This window comes from Planctomycetota bacterium (assembly GCA_021414025.1).
Classification (GTDB): Bacteria; Planctomycetota; Phycisphaerae; order Phycisphaerales; family SM1A02; genus SYAC01.
In genome coordinates, this window is the sequence record JAIOPG010000008.1 from 256,146 (window position 1) to 273,699 (window position 17,554).

General features: G+C 66.5%; 15 protein-coding genes. 8 read left to right on the forward strand and 7 right to left on the reverse strand.

Features of this window, described 5'->3' with window-relative positions; all coding sequences use genetic code 11:
- Window positions 1-21: 21 nt before the first annotated feature.
- Complete coding sequence (locus K8R92_12185) at window positions 22-921, forward strand: fatty acid desaturase (protein ID MCE9620650.1); 900 nt, start codon at window positions 22-24, stop codon at window positions 919-921.
- Between the two features lie 51 nt (window positions 922-972).
- On the opposite strand, the gene K8R92_12190 is transcribed toward K8R92_12185, so the two are convergent.
- Complete coding sequence (locus tag K8R92_12190; protein ID MCE9620651.1) at window positions 973-2,562, reverse strand: hypothetical protein; 1,590 nt, start codon at window positions 2,560-2,562, stop codon at window positions 973-975.
- Between the two features lie 47 nt (window positions 2,563-2,609).
- Between K8R92_12190 and K8R92_12195 the strand changes: the two genes are divergently transcribed.
- Entirely contained in the window at window positions 2,610-4,322 is a 1,713-nt protein-coding gene (locus tag K8R92_12195) for a hypothetical protein (GenBank protein ID MCE9620652.1), read from the forward strand.
- Between the two features lie 15 nt (window positions 4,323-4,337).
- On the opposite strand, the gene K8R92_12200 is transcribed toward K8R92_12195, so the two are convergent.
- The 3 genes from K8R92_12200 to K8R92_12210 form a co-directional block, all read right to left on the reverse strand.
- Entirely contained in the window at window positions 4,338-5,333 is a 996-nt protein-coding gene (locus K8R92_12200; protein MCE9620653.1) for a N(4)-(beta-N-acetylglucosaminyl)-L-asparaginase, read from the reverse strand.
- A gap of 153 nt (window positions 5,334-5,486) precedes the next feature.
- The gene (locus K8R92_12205) at window positions 5,487-6,905 is read right to left on the reverse strand and encodes a DASS family sodium-coupled anion symporter (protein ID MCE9620654.1); all 1,419 of its coding nucleotides are present in this window, start codon (window positions 6,903-6,905) and stop codon (window positions 5,487-5,489) included.
- A 10-nt stretch (window positions 6,906-6,915) separates the two neighbouring features.
- Entirely contained in the window at window positions 6,916-8,160 is a 1,245-nt protein-coding gene (locus tag K8R92_12210; protein ID MCE9620655.1) for an FAD-dependent oxidoreductase, read from the reverse strand.
- A gap of 87 nt (window positions 8,161-8,247) precedes the next feature.
- On the opposite strand from K8R92_12210, the gene K8R92_12215 reads away from it, so the two are divergent.
- A complete protein-coding gene (locus tag K8R92_12215; GenBank protein ID MCE9620656.1) occupies window positions 8,248-9,753 on the forward strand; it encodes a glycine--tRNA ligase in 1,506 nt (501 codons plus the stop codon).
- A 39-nt stretch (window positions 9,754-9,792) separates the two neighbouring features.
- Here the strand turns inward: K8R92_12215 and K8R92_12220 are convergent, their stop codons facing one another.
- From K8R92_12220 to K8R92_12230, 3 genes are all read right to left on the reverse strand, one after another.
- The gene (locus K8R92_12220; GenBank protein MCE9620657.1) at window positions 9,793-10,830 is read right to left on the reverse strand and encodes an alpha/beta fold hydrolase; all 1,038 of its coding nucleotides are present in this window, start codon (window positions 10,828-10,830) and stop codon (window positions 9,793-9,795) included.
- A gap of 83 nt (window positions 10,831-10,913) precedes the next feature.
- The gene (gap, locus tag K8R92_12225; protein ID MCE9620658.1) at window positions 10,914-11,933 is read right to left on the reverse strand and encodes a type I glyceraldehyde-3-phosphate dehydrogenase; all 1,020 of its coding nucleotides are present in this window, start codon (window positions 11,931-11,933) and stop codon (window positions 10,914-10,916) included.
- Window positions 11,934-12,017: 84 nt separating this feature from the next.
- Complete coding sequence (locus K8R92_12230) at window positions 12,018-12,863, reverse strand: SDR family NAD(P)-dependent oxidoreductase (protein MCE9620659.1); 846 nt, start codon at window positions 12,861-12,863, stop codon at window positions 12,018-12,020.
- A gap of 30 nt (window positions 12,864-12,893) precedes the next feature.
- Here K8R92_12230 and K8R92_12235 point away from each other — a divergent pair, with 30 nt between their 5' ends.
- From K8R92_12235 to K8R92_12255, 5 genes are all read left to right on the forward strand, one after another.
- Entirely contained in the window at window positions 12,894-14,042 is a 1,149-nt protein-coding gene (locus K8R92_12235; GenBank protein ID MCE9620660.1) for a transporter substrate-binding domain-containing protein, read from the forward strand.
- Window positions 14,035-14,838, forward strand: a complete 804-nt coding sequence (locus K8R92_12240) for a BtpA/SgcQ family protein (GenBank protein ID MCE9620661.1) — start codon at window positions 14,035-14,037, stop codon at window positions 14,836-14,838. The genes K8R92_12235 and K8R92_12240 overlap by 8 nt, the downstream gene beginning before the upstream one ends.
- Window positions 14,839-14,909: 71 nt before the next feature.
- Window positions 14,910-15,770 carry an aminotransferase class IV gene (locus K8R92_12245; GenBank protein MCE9620662.1) on the forward strand — a complete coding sequence of 287 codons (861 nt, stop codon included), beginning with the start codon at window positions 14,910-14,912 and terminating at the stop codon, window positions 15,768-15,770.
- A gap of 12 nt (window positions 15,771-15,782) precedes the next feature.
- Complete coding sequence (locus tag K8R92_12250) at window positions 15,783-16,589, forward strand: type III pantothenate kinase (GenBank protein MCE9620663.1); 807 nt, start codon at window positions 15,783-15,785, stop codon at window positions 16,587-16,589.
- Window positions 16,586-17,548: a 50S ribosome-binding GTPase gene (locus K8R92_12255; GenBank protein ID MCE9620664.1), complete on the forward strand. Its 963-nt coding sequence runs from the start codon at window positions 16,586-16,588 to the stop codon at window positions 17,546-17,548. The genes K8R92_12250 and K8R92_12255 overlap by 4 nt, the downstream gene beginning before the upstream one ends.
- Window positions 17,549-17,554 lie beyond the last annotated feature (6 nt).

The window sequence follows — 17,554 nt, forward strand, 5'->3', positions numbered from 1 at the left end:
TCCACCAAGCCCACCTTGGTCATGCTGCGCTATTTTGTGCCGCTGATTGTGGTGCACGCTGCGGCCCTGCTAGCGGTGATGCCGAGTCTGTTCTCCTGGACCGCTCTGCTGATCGCGCTCGCGGGCGTCCACGTCTTCGGCCAGGCGATCACGATGGGCTACCACCGCCTGCTCACCCACCGGAGCTTCGAAGTGCCACGCTGGTTCGAATACGGACTGGTGGTGCTGGCCCTCTGCTGCCTGGAAGATTCTCCGGCGCGTTGGGTGGCGACGCACCGCAAGCATCACGTGCACAGCGACGAGCCCGAGGATCCGCACTCGCCGCTGGTGACCTTCCTGTGGGGGCACATGGGCTGGCTCTTCCTGCACAACCGCGAGCTGCACCAATGGGCGAACTACGAGCGCTACGCCAAGGATGTCCTGCAGGATCCCTTCTACATGTGGCTGGAGAAGAATCCGACCAGCCCGCTCTGGTTCTACCTGGGCCAGTGCGTGGTCTTCTTCGCGGCGCCGCTGGCTCTTTCCAGCATCTGGCTTGACTGGAACAGCGCCCTGTATTTCGCCGCGGGCGTGCTGGTGTGGGGCGTCTTCGTGCGCACCGTGCTGGTCTGGCACATCACCTGGAGCGTGAACAGCCTGACGCATCTCTTCGGCTACCAGAATCACGAGACCGATGAGAACAGCCGCAACAACTGGCTGGTGGCGCTGGTCGCCGCCGGTGAGGGCTGGCACAACAATCATCATCACGACCCCTCCTGCTGCTCCGTGCAGCATCGCTGGTGGGAGCTGGATGTGACCTACTGGGAAGTCCGCGCCTTGAAGGCCATCGGCATCGCCAAGGACATCGTGCCCCGACGCGAGGTGCGCGTCGAGGAAGCCCAGAACGCGGCGCGAAAATCCGTGGTTTCCAGCCTGAACTGAAGACAATTTGATTTCGGCACCGACTTCGCCGCTTCGATGCGCGGCGGCCTTTTACCAATCCTGCCGTGCGGGAAATTTCGAGCAATCCACCACCAGATCGAACCCCGGTCGCAGCGTCGACGGCGGCGTCATCAGGAAACGAATGGGATGCTTCGGATCCGCGCGGTTGATCCACTCGCCGATCGAGTCGATGCCCATCGACTGCAATGGCCGGATCATGACCGAACCGTAAATGTGTCCGCTGTAGCAGTTCTGCGGGAAGTAGACGCAGGCCGCCGCCTCGCCCGGCTTGCCCGGCGGCAACGCGGCCTGGTGGTCCAGCACGATTCGATTGATCTCGCGGGCGTAGTACCAGGTCATGGAGAACTGGTAGGTGCGGCCGGCGACTCCGTAGAGACCGACGACGCAGAGCACGGCCATCGCTGCCGCGGCGATGAAGCGCCCGATGAAGCGGTCGTTGTCGTCGGCCGGGTTCCACAGCATCAATCCGGCGGTCACGATCAGCAGCCCCGATCCGATGTTGGGGCCGAATCCATACAGATCGGAGACCGCGCCCATGGGCAGGGTCACGACCACGCTGAACATGCAGACGCACGCGGCCAGCAGCGCCCGGCGCAGCGGCACATGGCCTGGTGTCTTGCGGTGCAGGATGCGCAGCGCCCCCGCCGCGATCAGCACTCCGCCCGAGGCGAGCAGACTGAGCACCGGAAGCGCCCGCAGCGGCAGCATCGCGGCCTCGTCGTTGAAGATATGCAGCGGGCCGTTGGAGAAAATGCCGAACATCGACATCAGCGCGTTGGTGAGGATGTTCTCGCCCAGCCCGATCTGGTAGCGGCCCTCCGGCGCCTCGTCGATCGGTGCCACGCCGCCGAGACCGCCGAACTTGTAGCGAATGACCAGGTAGATCAGCGGCATGACCGCGACCGGGAGCAGCGCCAACGCGGCGCGCAGGGTGGCGCGGCGATCCATCCCGCGGCAGGCGGCGATCGCCACGATCACGCCCGCGCCGATCGCGGCGCTCCAGCCGAAGAAGGTTTCCTTGACGTTCATGGCCACCGCGGCGATGACAAAGAGAAGCGCGAGCGTGCCCCCGATCGACCCGCCCCGCCGCGCCGCCGCAAAAAGATCCCAGGTCAGGATGCCGCACCAGAGCCCGAGGGCTGCGACCCAGGTCTGCGAGCAGGTGTCCATCTGCCAGAGCGAGGTCATGGTGCTGGGCGAGAGCTCGATCCAAATCAGGATCAGCGGGGCCGCGATTGGCGCCGCGGGAAGCACCCGCCGCGCCAGCGCCACCACGCCCAGGGCCAGCAGCGCCATCCCCGTGAATTGCACCGGCAGCACGGGCCAGCACCAGAGCGTGCGCGGGTCGCAGAAGCTGGCGACGATGTTTTCCAGGGGGCGGAAGCTGTTGGTGTGAAGCCAGCCGTGGCGGATGTTCTCCGCCAGCGAACCGACGTTGAGATTGCCGCGGACGAATTTCAGGTCGTCGTTGGAGACGTTCAGCCCCCAGTGGATCGGCGCGACCAGCAGCCAGAGGAAGAGCAGGACCGCGGCGGCCCAGGCCCACTTCACCGCCGCGCCCGAAGTGCCGGCGCCCGAGGTCGCGCCAGCGCCGGTTGAAGTGGAGGAAATCGTCGTCACCGCGTTGAAGTGTAATCATCGCGGGGCTCTCCGCTACGCTGCACGCCATGAGAGCCTTGTGGGTCGCGGCCTTCGTCGCAGTTCTGCTCTCGGCGATCGCCGTGCGGGCGCACATCCAATTCGCCAACGTCATTCCTCCGGCGATGGATCCCGCCTACTACCCGGTGCAGGCCTGGTGGCTCTTCAATGAAGGTCGCCTGCTCTACCAGGATGCGCCGCTGATCTTCGTCATCGACGGGATTGCCGCCAAGGCGCTCATCCTGGCGGGAATGCAGGGCGACCGCGCCTATCTGGTGGCGGCGCAGGCCGTCGACTGCATCACGGAGCCGTGGGTCGCGCTGTTTGTCTTCCTCTTCGGCTTCGCCTGGTGCGGCGGCGCGAAGCGCGGCATTCCCATGGCGATGGCCGGCGCGCTGCTGGCGGTGCTCAGCGCCCCCGTCATCCGCATGGTCAGCGACTTCGAGAAGAATTCGCTTGGACTGGTCTGGGCCGTGATGGCCTGGTGGTCCCTTTGGCGCGCCCTGCACGCGGGCAAAAGCCCGGAAAGCGCTGCGCGTTCGGTCCGCTGGCACGTCGCCACGGCATTGGCCCTGGTGCTGGCGGCGCTCACCCATGGCGGGTCGTTCGGTTGCGCCGCGCTGGGTGCCGCGGCGATCATGGCGGTCTGTCTCGCCAGCGGCGGCATCTCGCGACGAGCGCTCATCATTGGAGTGGTGTCCGCGGTGATCGTCGGATCACTGTCGCTGGCGCTTCTGAGCGCCGCCAGTCCCGCCCGTGCCCAGACCCTGTTCGAGGCGCCGCAGAAAATCTTCGGCCAAGGCGAACGCAGGGACATGCCGATGCACCGACCCCGCGGCCCGGACGATGACTTCGCCCGACAGGGAAACATTCGGCCGCCTCCAATGCCGGGAGGTGGGGATCCCCGCGGCGACATTGCATTGCGCGATGATCGCGGCCCGCAAGGCGATGGAAAATCGCGCATGGGTCCACCCATGGGACCGCCGGGCGGTCGCGATTCCCACGGAACCTTCATCGGTCTTGGTGTCGGGCTCTGCGGAATCCTCGTCGTCGCCCTGCGCTGGAGGCGCGAAGCCGGCGCCGACCGCGCGGTCATCATCGGGCTCAGTCTGCTGTGCATGCTGCTGGTCTGCCCCTTCCTCAATCCGGAATACGCGCAGCGGCTGGGGTTGATGGCGCCGGTGCCGGTCGCGGTGGTCTTCACTTTTCTCGGCGCCCGACTCGTCATGGCGAAAAAGACCTCGCCACTGGAAGCTCCCGCGCCGCTGCTGCCGCCCGGAAAGGCGCTCTACCGGGCCTTCGCCGCCTGGTGGATCGCGGTGAGCGTGGCCTACGGGGCGGTCCACTCCATCACCGGGATCTCGACGCCCGGCGCAGTGCTCACCGATGAGGAATTGCGGGAGCTCTTCGCCCTGCGCAGCGAGATTCCCGAGCCGCGCACCACGCTGATCGTCGCCGCGCATGGCATCGAATGGTGGGCGGGATACGCGCTGCACACGCCGGTTCGCATCGACCGCGTCCCCGACGACGCGGCCTCGAAATATGCGCGGGTCCTCATCCTGAAAAAGACGATGAACCAAGGGCGCCGCCCGCCGATGCCCGACGGTGGCGCCGCCAGAAATCCCGACGGCCCCGGCGGCCGCCCCGCTCCTCCGGGCGAGCAGGTCTTCATCCCCGACAACGCGCGAAGCATTCACCGGGGCGAGCGCTTCGAGCTCTTCGAAGTGCCTCTGGACAGGTGACGGGATTGCGAGGAACTAGAAGGCGTGGGCGGCGCTGCGCATCTCGTTGCCCTCGGCCGTGCCCATGGCGTAAGTGAAGCCGCTCTGGATGGAATAGGCGCCCACGCCGCCGCTGCGCGAGAGAGCGAGCACCCCCACTTGGAAATTTCCGGCATCGGGCGTGTTGCGGATCATGCGGGCGACCGCTTCCTGGCAGGCCTCCTGCGCCGAGGCGCCGAATCGCATCCGTTCCACGATCAGAAACGCGGCGACCGAGCGCATGGGAATTTCCCCGACGCCGGTGCAGACTGCGCCGCCCACCTCGCCATCCACGTAGAGTCCGGCCCCGATGATGGGCGAGTCGCCGACGCGACCATGCATCTTCCAGGACATGCCGCTGGTGGTGCAGGCGGCTGCGAGCCGCCCCTGCTCGTCGCGCACCAGCATGGCGATGGTGTCATGGTCGCGCTCGCCGCCTTTGATGCTCGGATTCGCATCCGCCGGCCGGCGCGGCGCGTTCTCGCGGTTGGCCTGGGGCTTGTACTTCTTCTCCTTCAGCCACTCCTGCCACGCGGCCCGCGCCTCCGGATGCAGCGCGTCGGGAAGGATCTCCACCCCCTGTGAGCGCGCGAATTGCTCCGCCCCCTCGCCGACCAGCAATACATGGGGCGTGCGCTCCATCACCATGCGGGCGAGGGAGATCGGATGGGCCACGCCGCGCACAAAGGCGACCGAGCCGGCGCGGCCGCGCTCATCCATGATGGCGGCGTCGAGCGTGACGAAGCCGTCGCGGTCCGGGTATCCGGCCAGCCCCACGGTGTGCTCGTTGACATCGGCCTCCGTCACCATGACGCCCGACTCCGCGGCGTCCAGCGCGCTGCCGCCCGAGTCCAGCAGGCTCAGCGCTCTGGCGTTGGCGGCCAGCCCAAAGTTCCAGGTCGAAAGGACCACCGGTCCGGTCGCGCTCTCCGCGGAGGATGCATCGTTCGCGGCGCTTTCGGGAGTCGACTTTGATTTTGAATTTTCGTTCATGGTGCAGGCTGCAGCGGAGGCTCCGAGCGTGGCGGCAACGATCGCCCGGAGGGAGTCCCGGCGCGAAAGGCCCGCAGAAGGAACTCCAGGAATGGGAATCTCGCGACGGATCATCGACGAATCGCCCATCATGCTAACGAATCCCGGCGCAGCTCAGGCGAGGATCGAGCACATCACGGTGATGATGGCCGCGGCGCAGAGGTCCAGCACGAAACCGACGCGCAGCATCTCCCGCATCGGCACGCGGCCGGTGGAGAAGATCAGCGCGCTGGGCGGCGTGCCGACCGGCAGCATGAAAGCAAAGCTCGCCCCGAGCGTCGCCGCCACGACCAGCTTCTCCGTGGGGATGCCCAGGCCGGGTGCCATCGCCCCGACGATCGGCACTGCGGTGGCCACTAGGGCCGTATTCGAGGCGATCTCGCTGGCGAAGATGAGCATGGTCACGACCAGGAAGAGCAGGATCGGCGCCGGCACGACCGCCAGACCGGAGAGCGAGCGGGCCACCGCGTCCGAGACGCCGGTCGACTGCATCGCGTCCGCCAGGCTCAGTCCGCCGCCGAAGAGAATGAACACCCCCCACGGCAGACGGCCGGTCAGCGCCCAGGGCACAATCGCCTCGCCGCTGCCTTTTTTCTCGGGAATGATGAAGAGCAGCACCGCGGCCGCAATGGCGATCATGCCGTCGCGCAGCTTCAGCTGGGGAATCCACATTTTGAGGAAGGGCGCGCCCACCCACGCCACGATGGCGCAGGCGAAGATGACCACGGTGATCCGCGCGGCGCGGCTCATCGGCCCGCGCGGCACCGGCAGCGAGATCGCCGTGGCCGAGAGCCCCTTCATCGGGCACATGACGCGGAAGACGATCTGGGTGGCGATCATCATCACCGCCGCCGTCGGCACCCCGATCATCGACCACTGCAGGAAATCCATGCCCGATCCGTTGGCGCGGAGCCATTCCGCCGCGATCGGATTCGGCGGGCTTCCCAGCAGCGTCATGACGCCGCCGATGCTCGCCCCGTAGGCCACCGCCAGCAGCACCGCCCGCTCGAAATTCAGAAAGGCGCGGTGATGCTCCGGCTTCTCGCCCGCTCCGCCCGCGAAGCACGCCACCGCCGCCATGGCCAGCGGCAGCATGATCGCCGCCGAGGCCGTGTTGGAAACCCAGGCGCTCAGCAGCGAGGTCGCAATCAGAAATCCCGCGATGATGCGGCCCGGCGAGTGGCCGATGTGCGAGAGCACAAAGGCGATGAAGCGCTGGCCCAGGCCATGCCGCTCGATGGCGAACCCGATCGTGCATCCGCCGGCGAAGAGAAAGATGATGTCGTTGGCATAGGGCGAGAGGATGTCCTGCGTAGTGCCGATGTTGAAGAGCGAGAGCACGATGACCGGCAGCAGTCCCGTGATCGCCAGATCGACCGCCTGGGTCGCCCACCACGCGGCCATCCACGCCAGCAGTCCGGCGACGATCGCCCCATTGCTGGAAAGCCCGGCACCCGTCATGCCCGACGGACCCAGCACAAACCAGACCAGCACTCCCAGCAGCGGTCCGGCGAGGAACACGGCGCGCTTCATGGCGACTTCCTCATGCGAAGCGCTCCGGCCTGAGTTTCTCGATACTGAAGGGCTGGCTCCTTCCGCCGATGATGTTGCTCACCAGCAGACCGGTCGCAGGCCCGAGGCTGATGCCCAGCATGGCGTGGCCGGCGGCGGCGATCGCGTTGCGCAGATGCGCGAAACGCCCCAGATAGGGAAGTCCGTCCGGCGTGACCGGGCGCCGTCCGGTCCAGACCGGGCGCGCCTGCTTGTGCCGCGCGTCGAAGGCGCCGGCAAAGGCTGGCAGAAAACGCGGGATCGACTCGCAGATGCCCTGCACGCGCCGGGGATTGACCGTGTCATCGACGCCGCCGATCTCCATGGTGCCCGCGAAGCGCAGCGCGCCGCCCATCGGGGTCACCGCCACGCGGGCCTCGACGAGCAGACAGGAAGTTCGCGGCATCTGCGCTGGTTCCTGAATCGTCATGCTGTAGCCCTTGCCCGCCTGCATCGGAAGTTCCGCGCCAAGCTGCCGCGCCGCCGCTCCCGACCAGGACCCCGTGGCGATCACGAACTCATCGCCTTCGATCCGCTCGCGCGTGGTCCTCACCGCCACCACCCGGTCCCCGAGCATGTCGAAGCCCGTGACCTCGGTGCCGTAATGGATGTCCGCGCCAAGGGCCAGCTCCTGCATCACCAGCGCCGGATTCAGGTGCGCGTCGTCGTGGAAGTGCACGCCGCCGCAGACGTCCAGCGTCAATTCCGGTTCCAGCGCGGCAACCTCGCCCTGCGTCAGCAGCGAAGCGCGCAGTCCGATCTGGTTGGCGCGGCGGGCGACCGCGGCCTCGTGGGCCAGCGTCGCGGACTTCTTGCACAGCACCAGCAGCCCCTTCTGCACCAGGCCGATGCGATTATCGCTTTCCGCGGCGAGCTCCACGTAGAGTTTCTTGCTCAGCAGGCTGATGTCGCGCAGCAAGCCTTCGCAGCCGGCCACGTGCGCCGGCGTGGCGCTGCGGTAGAACTTCCAGAGCCACTTCATCAGGTCGCGGTCCAGGCGCGGGCGGATCCAGAAGGGACTCTTCGGGTTGCCCAGCATCCGCAGCCCCTTGGCGATCATGCCCGGCGCGGCCAGCGGCACGAAATGGCTCGGCGAGACCAGCCCGGCGTTGCCGAAGCTGCAGCCGGAGGGCCCGGGCGAGCGCTCCAGCACGATCGCCTCATGGCCGTCCCTCTTCAGGAAGCGGGCGCAGGAGAGGCCGATGATGCCGCCGCCGACGATGACCACGCGACTCATGGCCGGAGATTAACGCTCGCGCCGCTTCAACGCGTCGCCGAAACTTCTTTACACTTGCGGGCCATGTCCGACACCGCGACCAAGTCCATGGAAGAAATCGTCTCGCTCTGCCGGCGGCGCGGCTTCATTTTCCAGAGCTCTGAGATCTACGGCGGCATCAACGGCTTCTGGGATTACGGGCCGCTGGGCACCGAACTGAAGCGCAACCTGAAGAACGCCTGGTGGCAGGATGTCGTGCGCAACGAGCTCATCGGGCCGATGGGCGACCCGGTGCAGATCGTCGGGCTCGACTCCTCGATCATCATGAATCCCAAGGTCTGGATCGCGTCGGGGCACGTGGGCGGCTTCAACGATCCGATGGTGGATTGCCGTGAAAGCAAAGCGCGATATCGCGCGGACCACCTGATGGTGCTCGGCGCCGCCGAGCCCGCGGCCCGCCTCTACGCCTTCATCGACAATGACACCGAGCAGCGGGCCAAGGCGGAGAAAATCCTGCTGAAGTACGAGCGCCGCGAGGCGCTCGACGCCGCCCGGCATCTGATCCGCGCCTACACCACGCTCACCGCCGAGGAGCGCGCCCGCTGTGTCGGCCCCGAAGCCAAGGAGCCGGGCACGCTGACCGAGCCGAGGCAGTTCAACCTGATGTTCAAAACCAACGTGGGCGCCATCGAGGATCCCGCCAACGCCGCGTACCTGCGCCCCGAAACCGCCCAGGGCATCTTCGCCAACTTCGACAACGTGCTCAACAGCACCCGAGTGCGCGTTCCCTTCGGCATTGCGCAAATTGGAAAAGCATTCCGCAACGAGGTGACGCCGCGCAACTTCACCTTCCGCAGCCGCGAGTTCGAGCAGATGGAGCTGGAGTTCTTCATCCGCCCCGAGGAAGCGGCGCAGTGGTATCCGTGGTGGCGCGACCAGCGCTTCGCGTGGTGGCAGTCGATCGGACTGGCCGGCGCCAACCTGCAATTGCGCGAGCACGACCGCGACGAGCTGGCCCACTACGCCAAGGTCGGCGCCGGCACCAGCGACATTGAGTACCGCTTCCCCTTCACGGCGCCGGGCTTTGGCGAGCTCGAAGGCGTGGCCCACCGCGGCGACTTCGACCTGCGCCAGCATGCCGAACACTCCGGCAAGAACGACAAGGCGAAGTATTTCGACCAGGAAAAAAACGAGCGCTACTTCCCGCACGTCATCGAGCCCTCCGCCGGCGCCGACCGCGGCACGCTGGCGCTTTTGTGCGAAGCCTACACCAAGGATGAGTCGCGGCCCAGCGGCGTCTACATGAAGTTCCATCCGCGCATGGCCCCGGTGAAGGCAGGCATCTTCCCGCTGGTGAACAAGGACGGCATGCCCGAGATCGCCGAGAAGCTCCACCGCGAGCTCCGCAAGCGGCATGTCTGCGAATACGACCCCAAGCAGACCATCGGCAAGCGCTACGCCCGCATGGACGAGGCGGGCACTCCGTTCTGCATCACGATCGATTCGGACACGCTCACCGCGCAGACCGTCACGATCCGCCACCGCGACACGCAGCAGCAGGAAAAGATGAACATCGACGCTGTGCCCGCCTGGCTCGACGGCCAAGTGGGCTGAGCGCGACTTCTAAGCGTTCGGGCCAGCGCAGAGTCAATTTTATTTTGACTGAATCGTGGCCTTGCCCTCGCTGAGGGCCTTCACGTTGTCGGGATTCGCCATCCATGCCTTGGCCGCCGCGTCATCCCGAAGTGTGGCGTTCAGGAACTCCAGCACGACTTCATTTGTGACCGCGGAGACGAGTTGCGGATCGGTCGGATCCTTCGCCCCCGCATCAAGCGCCAGCGCCCGGGACTTGCCGCCGAAGCTTGAGTGCGTGGCGCCCTCGACGAACACCAGCCACGCGGGCGGGCCACCGGCCGCGGTACCGCGGGAAAACTTGAATCCATCCTTGCGGGCCTCCGGTGTTTCGTCGGTGGCGGGCGTCGTGTCGAGCGAGCCGGTGAAGTAGAGCATCGGCACGGAAATTTTCTTCCATGAGTCCTGGGTGAGCGCCTTGCTGGTGAGCCCCTGTCCGGAAATGATCACGCCCGCCTTGAAGCGCGGTTCGATGTAACTCTTGAGGCCTTCCATGTACGACTTGACCGTCCGGTCCAGCCCGCGGGCCTCCATGCCGGCGGCCAGCGCGGCCGTGAACGCACCCGCCGAATGCCCCGCCACCGCGATTCGGGTGCGATCGATTTTGCTGCTGCCGCCCCTCGCGCCGAACAAACCCGAATTCGCTTCGATGGTGTCGAGTGAATCTAGGATGAAGACGAGATCCTGGACTCGGCCGCGCAGATCCACGGTCTTGACCACCGCCCTGGGATTCTTGACCAGCTCCTTCGGATCCTTCATGTACTTGGCGCTGTCGGCGTGCGTCGGACGAATGACCACGAAGCCGCGCGCTGCAAGGTATTCCGCCAGCAATGGAAACGCCTCGTCGGAGCCGCCCATTCCGTGCGAGAAAACAACCAGCGGATAGGGCGGCGGAATTTTCGCGTTGGCGTCCAGCGGCTCGGCCGGGGCAATCACTGTGATCTCAAGGGATTTCGAGCGCTTCTCATCCTTGAGGTTGAGTGTCGCGACAGGAGAAACTTTATAGAGCGGCTTGGAAACGGCTGCGTCCGGCGCTCGCTGAAATCCGATCGCCAGCATCGCGAACAGCGCAACCAGACCGCGCCACGAGGATCGGGATCGAATCCACCGTCTTCCGCCGCGGCTGGCGATCGAAGCGCGCATCACGCCTTGTCTTTGGCCGCCATCATGCGGAGCATGTCCAGACAGCGCGTGGCGTAGCCGCTCTCGTTGTCGTACCAGCTCACCACCTTGAAGAATCGGTCGTTCAACTGGATGCAGGCGCGGGCGTCGTAGATGCTGCTGCGCGGATCGCTCATGAAATCGCTCGACACGACCTCCTCCTCCGTGTATCCGAGCACATCCTTCATGGCGCCCTCGGACGCAATCTTCATGGCCGCGTGGATGCGGTCCAGGCTGGTCGGCTTCACGGTGCGGAAGGTCAGGTCGACGCAACTCACGTTGGCCAGCGGAACGCGGAAGCTCATGCCGGTGAGCTTGCCCTTGGTCGCGGGCAGGCAGAGCGCCACCGCCTTGGCGGCGCCGGTGCTGGCGGGAATGATGTTCTGGTAGGCGTTGCGCCCGCCGCGCCAATCCTTCTTGGACGGCCCGTCCTGCGTCGGCTGGGTCGCGGTCGCGGCGTGCACCGTCGTCATCAGGCCTTCCTCGAGTCCGAACTCGTCCATGATCACCTTCACGATCGGCGCCAGGCAATTGGTGGTGCAGCTGGCGTTGCTCACAATGGTGTGGCGCGACGGGTCGTACTGCTCGTGGTTCACCTTGTAGACCAGCGTCGGAATTTCCTGCTCGCTCTTGGTCGGCGCCGAGATCAGCACGCGCTTGGCGCCGGCCGCGATGTGACCCTTGGCCCCCTCGAAATCGGTGAAGCGCCCCGTGCTCTCCAGCACATACTGGCAGCCGAGATCCTTCCACGGCAGCTTGCCCGGCTCGCGCTCGCTCATGGTGCGCGTGGTCATGCCGGCGACGGAGAAGGAATCACCGGAGGCCTTCACCTGCTGCTTGAAGCGGCCATGCGTGGTGTCGTACTGCAGCAGGTAGGCGAGGTTGTCTGCGGGGACCAGGTCGTTGACGCCGACGATCTCGAAACCACCCTGCTCAACCGCGGCCCGATAGACCAGCCGGCCGATGCGACCAAAACCATTGATGCCGATTCGAATTGCCACGGGAATCTCCTTGGTTGAAAACCAGTTGCGAAGGGGTGAAGATAGATCGTCCTCGCCCCCTTCGTCCACTGCCGCATTTTGCGGCTAGACCGGCGGCTTTGGATGGCGGCGAACTTCGCGCGCCTGCTTGCGCAACGCCACGTCGTAGAGGCCGGGGAAGGCATTGATGACGCCTGAGGCCAGGCGCACTGCGAGGCTGGTCCAGACCTCGCTCCGCGGGCGGCGCAGGCAGCGCACCACCGCGTCGGCGACCTGCTGCGGAGTCTGCACGAACATCTTCGGCGCATGATCAGGCACGGTCTTGCCCTGTGGATCGATGCCGGCGCGCAGAACGGACTGCTCGAAGAATTCCGTGGCCGTCGCCACCGGATGCACGCTCGAGACTTCGATGCCGTGGGGCTCCAATTCAAAGCGCATGGCGCGGGTCATCATGGCTTGCGCGGACTTGGTGGCCGCGTAGGCTCCGAAATAGGGAATGGTGAACTTGGCCAGGCAGCTCGAGCACATCAGCAGGTGGCCGCGCCGCTTCTGGCGAATCATCTGCTGTGCCGCCAGCGAGAGCAGCTCGGTGGCCGCGAAGAAATTCAACTCGAACATGGCGCGGATCTCCGCCATGGACATCTCATGGACCGCTTTTTCCATGCCGTACCCGGCGTTGGCGAAGACCACGTCGACACCGCCGAAGATCCGCTCTCCTTCTTGCAGCATGCGTTGTGCCGCGCCGGGCACGGCCGCGTCCAGCTGCAGCGCCACGGCCTCGCCGCCGCGGTCACGGATCCGCGCCACCACCCCTTCGAGCCGATCCGCGCGCCGAGCCACCAGCAGCACGCGCATGCCGGCGCGGGCCATGGCCTCCGCGGTCGCGGCGCCAATGCCGGAGCTGGCGCCGGTCACGATCGCCGCTCGATTTTGAAGGGATCCAATCGCCATAATGGAGGGCGCAGCGTATCCTGCTCGCCGATGCGAGGAATCCGACTCTTTTCCGTGGCCGCCGGCGCCGCACTGTTGATCGCGGCCGCGCTCGCGACCGGCTGCGCCAGCGCCGGCAAGACACCGGATTCCAAGCACCAGCGCGGCATCGAAAGCCTGGACAATCGCGAGCCGCTGAAAGTCGGCGTGATCGACCTTCCCCCCTACGCGTTCCGATCGGGCGGCGGGCATTGGTCGGGCCTGGCGGTCACGCTCTTCCATCAGATCGCCAAGTCCTCCAGCCTGAAATACTCCTTCGTGGAATTCAAGGACATGCCGGAGCTGGTGCGGGCCATCGAATCGAATTCCATCGACCTGGCCGCGATCGCGGTGGATCCCACCCCCGAATATGAATTGATCATGAATTTCTCGAACTCGTTCGACGAGAGCGGCACCAGCATCGTCATCCGCAAGCAGAAGTCGCTTCCGTTCCTGGAGATGATCGAGCAAATCTGGCAATCCAACATTCCCGCCTTCACCGGCATCGTGCTGCTGGTGCTCTGCGTGGTCGGCATCCTGGTGGGCTTCGCCGAGCGGAAGAAGAACCCGTCGCATTTCGGTGGAAGCTTCCTGGGCACCATCGGCGAGGGGTTGTGGTGGAGCTCCTCCACCATGAGCACGGTGGGCTACGGCGACCGCGTGCCGACCACCCGCAGGGGCCGCGCGCTGGGCGGGCTGTGGATGCTGATCTCCTTCGGGCTCATGACGGTCCTGGCGGGCATGTTCTCGAGTGTCCTCACCATGTCGCAGTTCAACTCGCTCATTCGCTCGGTCAACGACCTGGCGCAGACCCGGTGCGGCGCCGTGGAGAATTCCGCCGCGTACGACGACGGCAAGGACTTGAAGCTCGCCATGAGCCCCTACTCGACGCAGGAAGATGCTCTGACCGCCCTGGCCAAGGGAGAGATCGGCGCCGTGCTGGGCGACACCGTGCAGATGCGGTGGATCCTGGAGCAGCCCGAATGGAAGGGTCTGGCCATGCTGCCCGCGCCGCTGGTCACCCTGTATGCCGCGTTTCCAATCTCCAACAGCGTGGATCAGCGCACCCTCGACGTCATCAATTTCCACCTGCTCAAGATCACCGACTCACCGGAGTGGGAAAACATCCGCCACCTCTTTCTCGGAGCCCAGCATGAATGACTCGTCCGCGTTTCTCGGCGTCCCCCGCTGCCTGATCGGCATGGTGCATCTGGCGGCGCTGCCGGGATCGCCCCGCTCGGAGCTGCGCGTCTCGGAGATCGCCCGCCAGGCGGTGATCGAAGCCAAATTGCTCGAGAAGGCCGGCTTCGACGCCATCCTGATCGAGAACATGAACGACCTGCCCTACCTGCGGCGGAATGTGGGCAGCGAGATCACCGCGGCGATGACGGCCTGCGCCCTGTCCATCCGCGCGGCGGTCGAGGTGCCGATCGGGCTGCAGATCCTGGCCGGTGCGAATTGCGAGGCGATGAGCGCGGCCCACGCCTGCGGCGCCTCCTTCATCCGCGCCGAGGGCTTCGCGCTGGCCGCCATCGCCGACGAGGGGATCTTCGACCAGGCCGACGCGGGGCCGCTGCTGCGCCACCGCAAGATGCTGGGGGCCGAACGCGTGCTGATCGCGGCCGATGTCCTCAAGAAGCACTCGAGCCATGCCATCACGTCGGATCTCAGCGCCGCCGAGCAGACCCGCACCCTGATGTTCTGCGGCGCGGACGCGGTCATCGTGACCGGCAGCGCCACCGGGCAGCCCGTCAACTTCGAGCAGCTGGGCCTGGTGAAGGAGGTCTCGCGCGTGCCGGTGCTGGTGGGTTCGGGGGCGCGGGCCGACAACGTTTCCGAGCTGCTGGAGATCGCCGACGCCATCATCGTCGGCAGCGACCTGAAGCGCGGCGGTCGCTGGCAGAATCCGATCGACCCGGCGCGAGCCAAGGCTTTTGTGAAGGCGGCACGGCGATAGCACGGCGAGGCGCGGGCGCGCCTCGCGCGATACCGCTCTCGGCGCCGCGTGGGTTTGGCTAGGATTGCCGCATGCAGGTTTGGCTCAACGGCCGCATTCTTCCCCTTGAAAAGGCCATGATCAGCCCGCTGGACCGCGGGTTTTTGTTTGGCGACGGCGTCTACGAAATGGTTCGCTTCTTCGATCGCGTCGGCATGGCCATGGCGGCGCACATCGAGCGCCTCGACCGCAGCCTGAGGCTTTCGCGCATCGAGGGATTCGACGCCTCCGGGCTGCCCGCGCTCTGCGAGAGCCTGCTCGATGCGGAGGATCTGCGCGACGCGAGCGTGTATCTGCAGATCACCCGCGGCGCGGCCGCCACGCGATCGCATCTGCCCCCCGCCGGCATCCAACCCACAGTCTTCGCCATGGCTTCACCCTGCGGCGCATTGAGCACGCTCGAGGCCGCGGAGCCGATCGCGCTTTCCGTGCAACCCGATCAGCGCTGGCAGCGCTGCGAGATCAAGTCGATCAGCCTGATGGGCAGCATCCTGCCCATGCTTGAGGCGCGTGTGCACGGCGCGGAGGAGGCCATCCTGGTTCGCGACGGTCGGGTCAGCGAGGGATCGAGCTCGAATGTCTTCGTGGTGCGCGGCCGCGAGGTCGCCACGCCGCCCATCGATAGCGACCCGGCGATTCTCCACGGCACCATGCGCACGCTGGCGATCGACGCGGCGCGGCAGATCGGCCTGAAGGTCGCCATCCGGCCGGTGATGGAAGCGGAGCTTGCGGCGGCGGACGAGATCTGGATCACCAGCAGCCGCCGCGTGCTGGCGGGATGCGTCGCGCTCAACGGCGCGCCCTTTGGCGGCGGCCGTCCGGCGAAGCTGGGCGACGACGTCGTCCGCGCCATGCGCCGGGCGGTGGAAAATCTCCTGGTCAAGATTCCCTAGAATCAGGCTCCCATGTCCGCACTGCTCGCCATTTCCGTCGGCAACACCTGCACCTCCTTCGGCCGTTTCGTCGACCGCAAGCTGGTGGCGTCGGAGCGCGTCGAGAACGCGCAGGAGCAAGCCATCGTCGACGGCATCGCGACCGCATGGGGCGAGCTGGCCGACCCGGACGCGATCGTGGTGATCGCCAGCGTGAATGACGCCTTCGCCGCGCCGCTCAAGAGCAAGATCGAGAAGCGCCTGAAGACCGAGGTGCTGCGCATCGGCAGCGACTTGCCCGTGCCCATCGGCATCTGCCTGGACGCCGGCGCCACTCCCGGCCAGGACCGGTTGCTCGCCGCCGCCGCGGCCTACGACTCGCTCAAGCAGGCGGTCGTGGTGGTCGATGCGGGCACCGCGATGACCGTTGACTTCGTCGATGGCGAGGGTGTCTTCCACGGCGGAGCCATCATTCCCGGCGCCGCGCTGCAGTTGAAGTCTCTTCACGAGCACACGGCGGCGCTGCCCCGTGTGGCCTTCGCCCAGCCCGATCCCAAGGAGCCCTTCGGAAGAAACACCGCGGCGGCGATGCTGCTGGGTGTCTACGAAGGAATGCGCGGCGCCATGCACCGGCTGGTGGAGCGCTACGCCGAGCACTACAAGGCCTTTCCCATGGTGGTGGTCACCGGCGGCGACGCCGACGTGCTCTTCACCGACGACGACCTGGTCGACCGCCACGTGCCCGACCTGGTGCTGATGGGCATCCGCGTGGCGGCGGAGAAATCCATCGAAGAGGACTCGTCCGATCACGACGCCTCCGTCGACGCGCGGGAGGAATGACCGTGGGCGGCGGCATGGCCAGCTGGCTCACCGCGGGAGGCGCCGGCGCGATCGCTGCCTTTCAAGTCGATGCGGAACCCCCGCTGCTTGCCGGCGCGCTGGGCATCGATCTGCCTGCCATCGGCGAAGCGGGCCTGCGCCGCATCTGTGATCTCGACGACGCAGTGGTCCTGCGCACGAGCGCGAGGACGCTTCTGGTCACGCCACACGGCGGCGCCCGGATTCGTCAGCGCCTGGTTCGGGCCCTGATGGACGCCGGCGTCGCGTTCGCATCGCCCGAACAACGGGCGCCTGAAGAGATTTATGTCGAGGCGGCCAACGAACTCGAGGCGCGCATGCTCCAGGCGGTTGCTCAGGCGGCAAGCGCCGACGCCATCCCCCTCCTGCTGGCCCAACCCGGGCGATGGAAATTATTCGGCGAGCCGACGTCGCAAGACCTGCCCCGCTCGCAACGGCTTCGATGCCTCATCCATCCTCCGACGGTGGTCCTTGCCGGCGCACCGAACGCGGGCAAGAGCACGCTGCTCAACGCACTGGTCGGCCGGACCGCCGCGGTTGCGTCGCCCGTCGCGGGCACGACGCGCGATTTCGTCTCCGCCAGGGTCCTGCTGGCTGGGCTTACTTGCCGCGTGGTCGACGCGCCGGGCTTTGCCACGTCGGATGACGCCATCGAGCAGGCGGCGATCGCCCGCGCTCGTCGCGAGCTCGCCGAAGCCGATCTCGTCATCGCGCTGGCCGCGCCGCACCAGGCCTGGCCTTCCTTCGAACAAGATCGCGTGCTCCGCATCCGAACCATGTCCGATCTGCCCCGCTCCGCGCCTTCTATCGGTGACAATGGCAACGCACTTCGCGTCAGCGCGAAAACCGGCGAGGGTCTGATCGAATTTGCCCGGGCCATCCGCGAAATCCTCGTGCCCGCCGCCGATCTCGCCAGCAACCGACCCTGGCAATTCTGGTAGGCGGCG

Coding starts and splice junctions, on each gene's coding strand:
- K8R92_12185 (MCE9620650.1), top strand. CDS start 22: ATGCTGCGCTATTTTGTGCCGCTGATTGTGGTGCACGCTGCGGCCCTG.
- K8R92_12195 (MCE9620652.1), top strand. CDS start 2,610: ATGAGAGCCTTGTGGGTCGCGGCCTTCGTCGCAGTTCTGCTCTCGGCG.
- K8R92_12200 (MCE9620653.1), bottom strand. CDS start 5,333: ATGAACGAAAATTCAAAATCAAAGTCGACTCCCGAAAGCGCCGCGAAC.
- K8R92_12205 (MCE9620654.1), bottom strand. CDS start 6,905: ATGAAGCGCGCCGTGTTCCTCGCCGGACCGCTGCTGGGAGTGCTGGTC.
- K8R92_12210 (MCE9620655.1), bottom strand. CDS start 8,160: ATGAGTCGCGTGGTCATCGTCGGCGGCGGCATCATCGGCCTCTCCTGC.
- K8R92_12215 (MCE9620656.1), top strand. CDS start 8,248: ATGGAAGAAATCGTCTCGCTCTGCCGGCGGCGCGGCTTCATTTTCCAG.
- K8R92_12220 (MCE9620657.1), bottom strand. CDS start 10,830: ATGCTGGCGATCGGATTTCAGCGAGCGCCGGACGCAGCCGTTTCCAAG.
- K8R92_12230 (MCE9620659.1), bottom strand. CDS start 12,863: ATGGCGATTGGATCCCTTCAAAATCGAGCGGCGATCGTGACCGGCGCC.
- K8R92_12235 (MCE9620660.1), top strand. CDS start 12,894: ATGCGAGGAATCCGACTCTTTTCCGTGGCCGCCGGCGCCGCACTGTTG.
- K8R92_12240 (MCE9620661.1), top strand. CDS start 14,035: ATGAATGACTCGTCCGCGTTTCTCGGCGTCCCCCGCTGCCTGATCGGC.
- K8R92_12245 (MCE9620662.1), top strand. CDS start 14,910: ATGCAGGTTTGGCTCAACGGCCGCATTCTTCCCCTTGAAAAGGCCATG.
- K8R92_12250 (MCE9620663.1), top strand. CDS start 15,783: ATGTCCGCACTGCTCGCCATTTCCGTCGGCAACACCTGCACCTCCTTC.
- K8R92_12255 (MCE9620664.1), top strand. CDS start 16,586: ATGACCGTGGGCGGCGGCATGGCCAGCTGGCTCACCGCGGGAGGCGCC.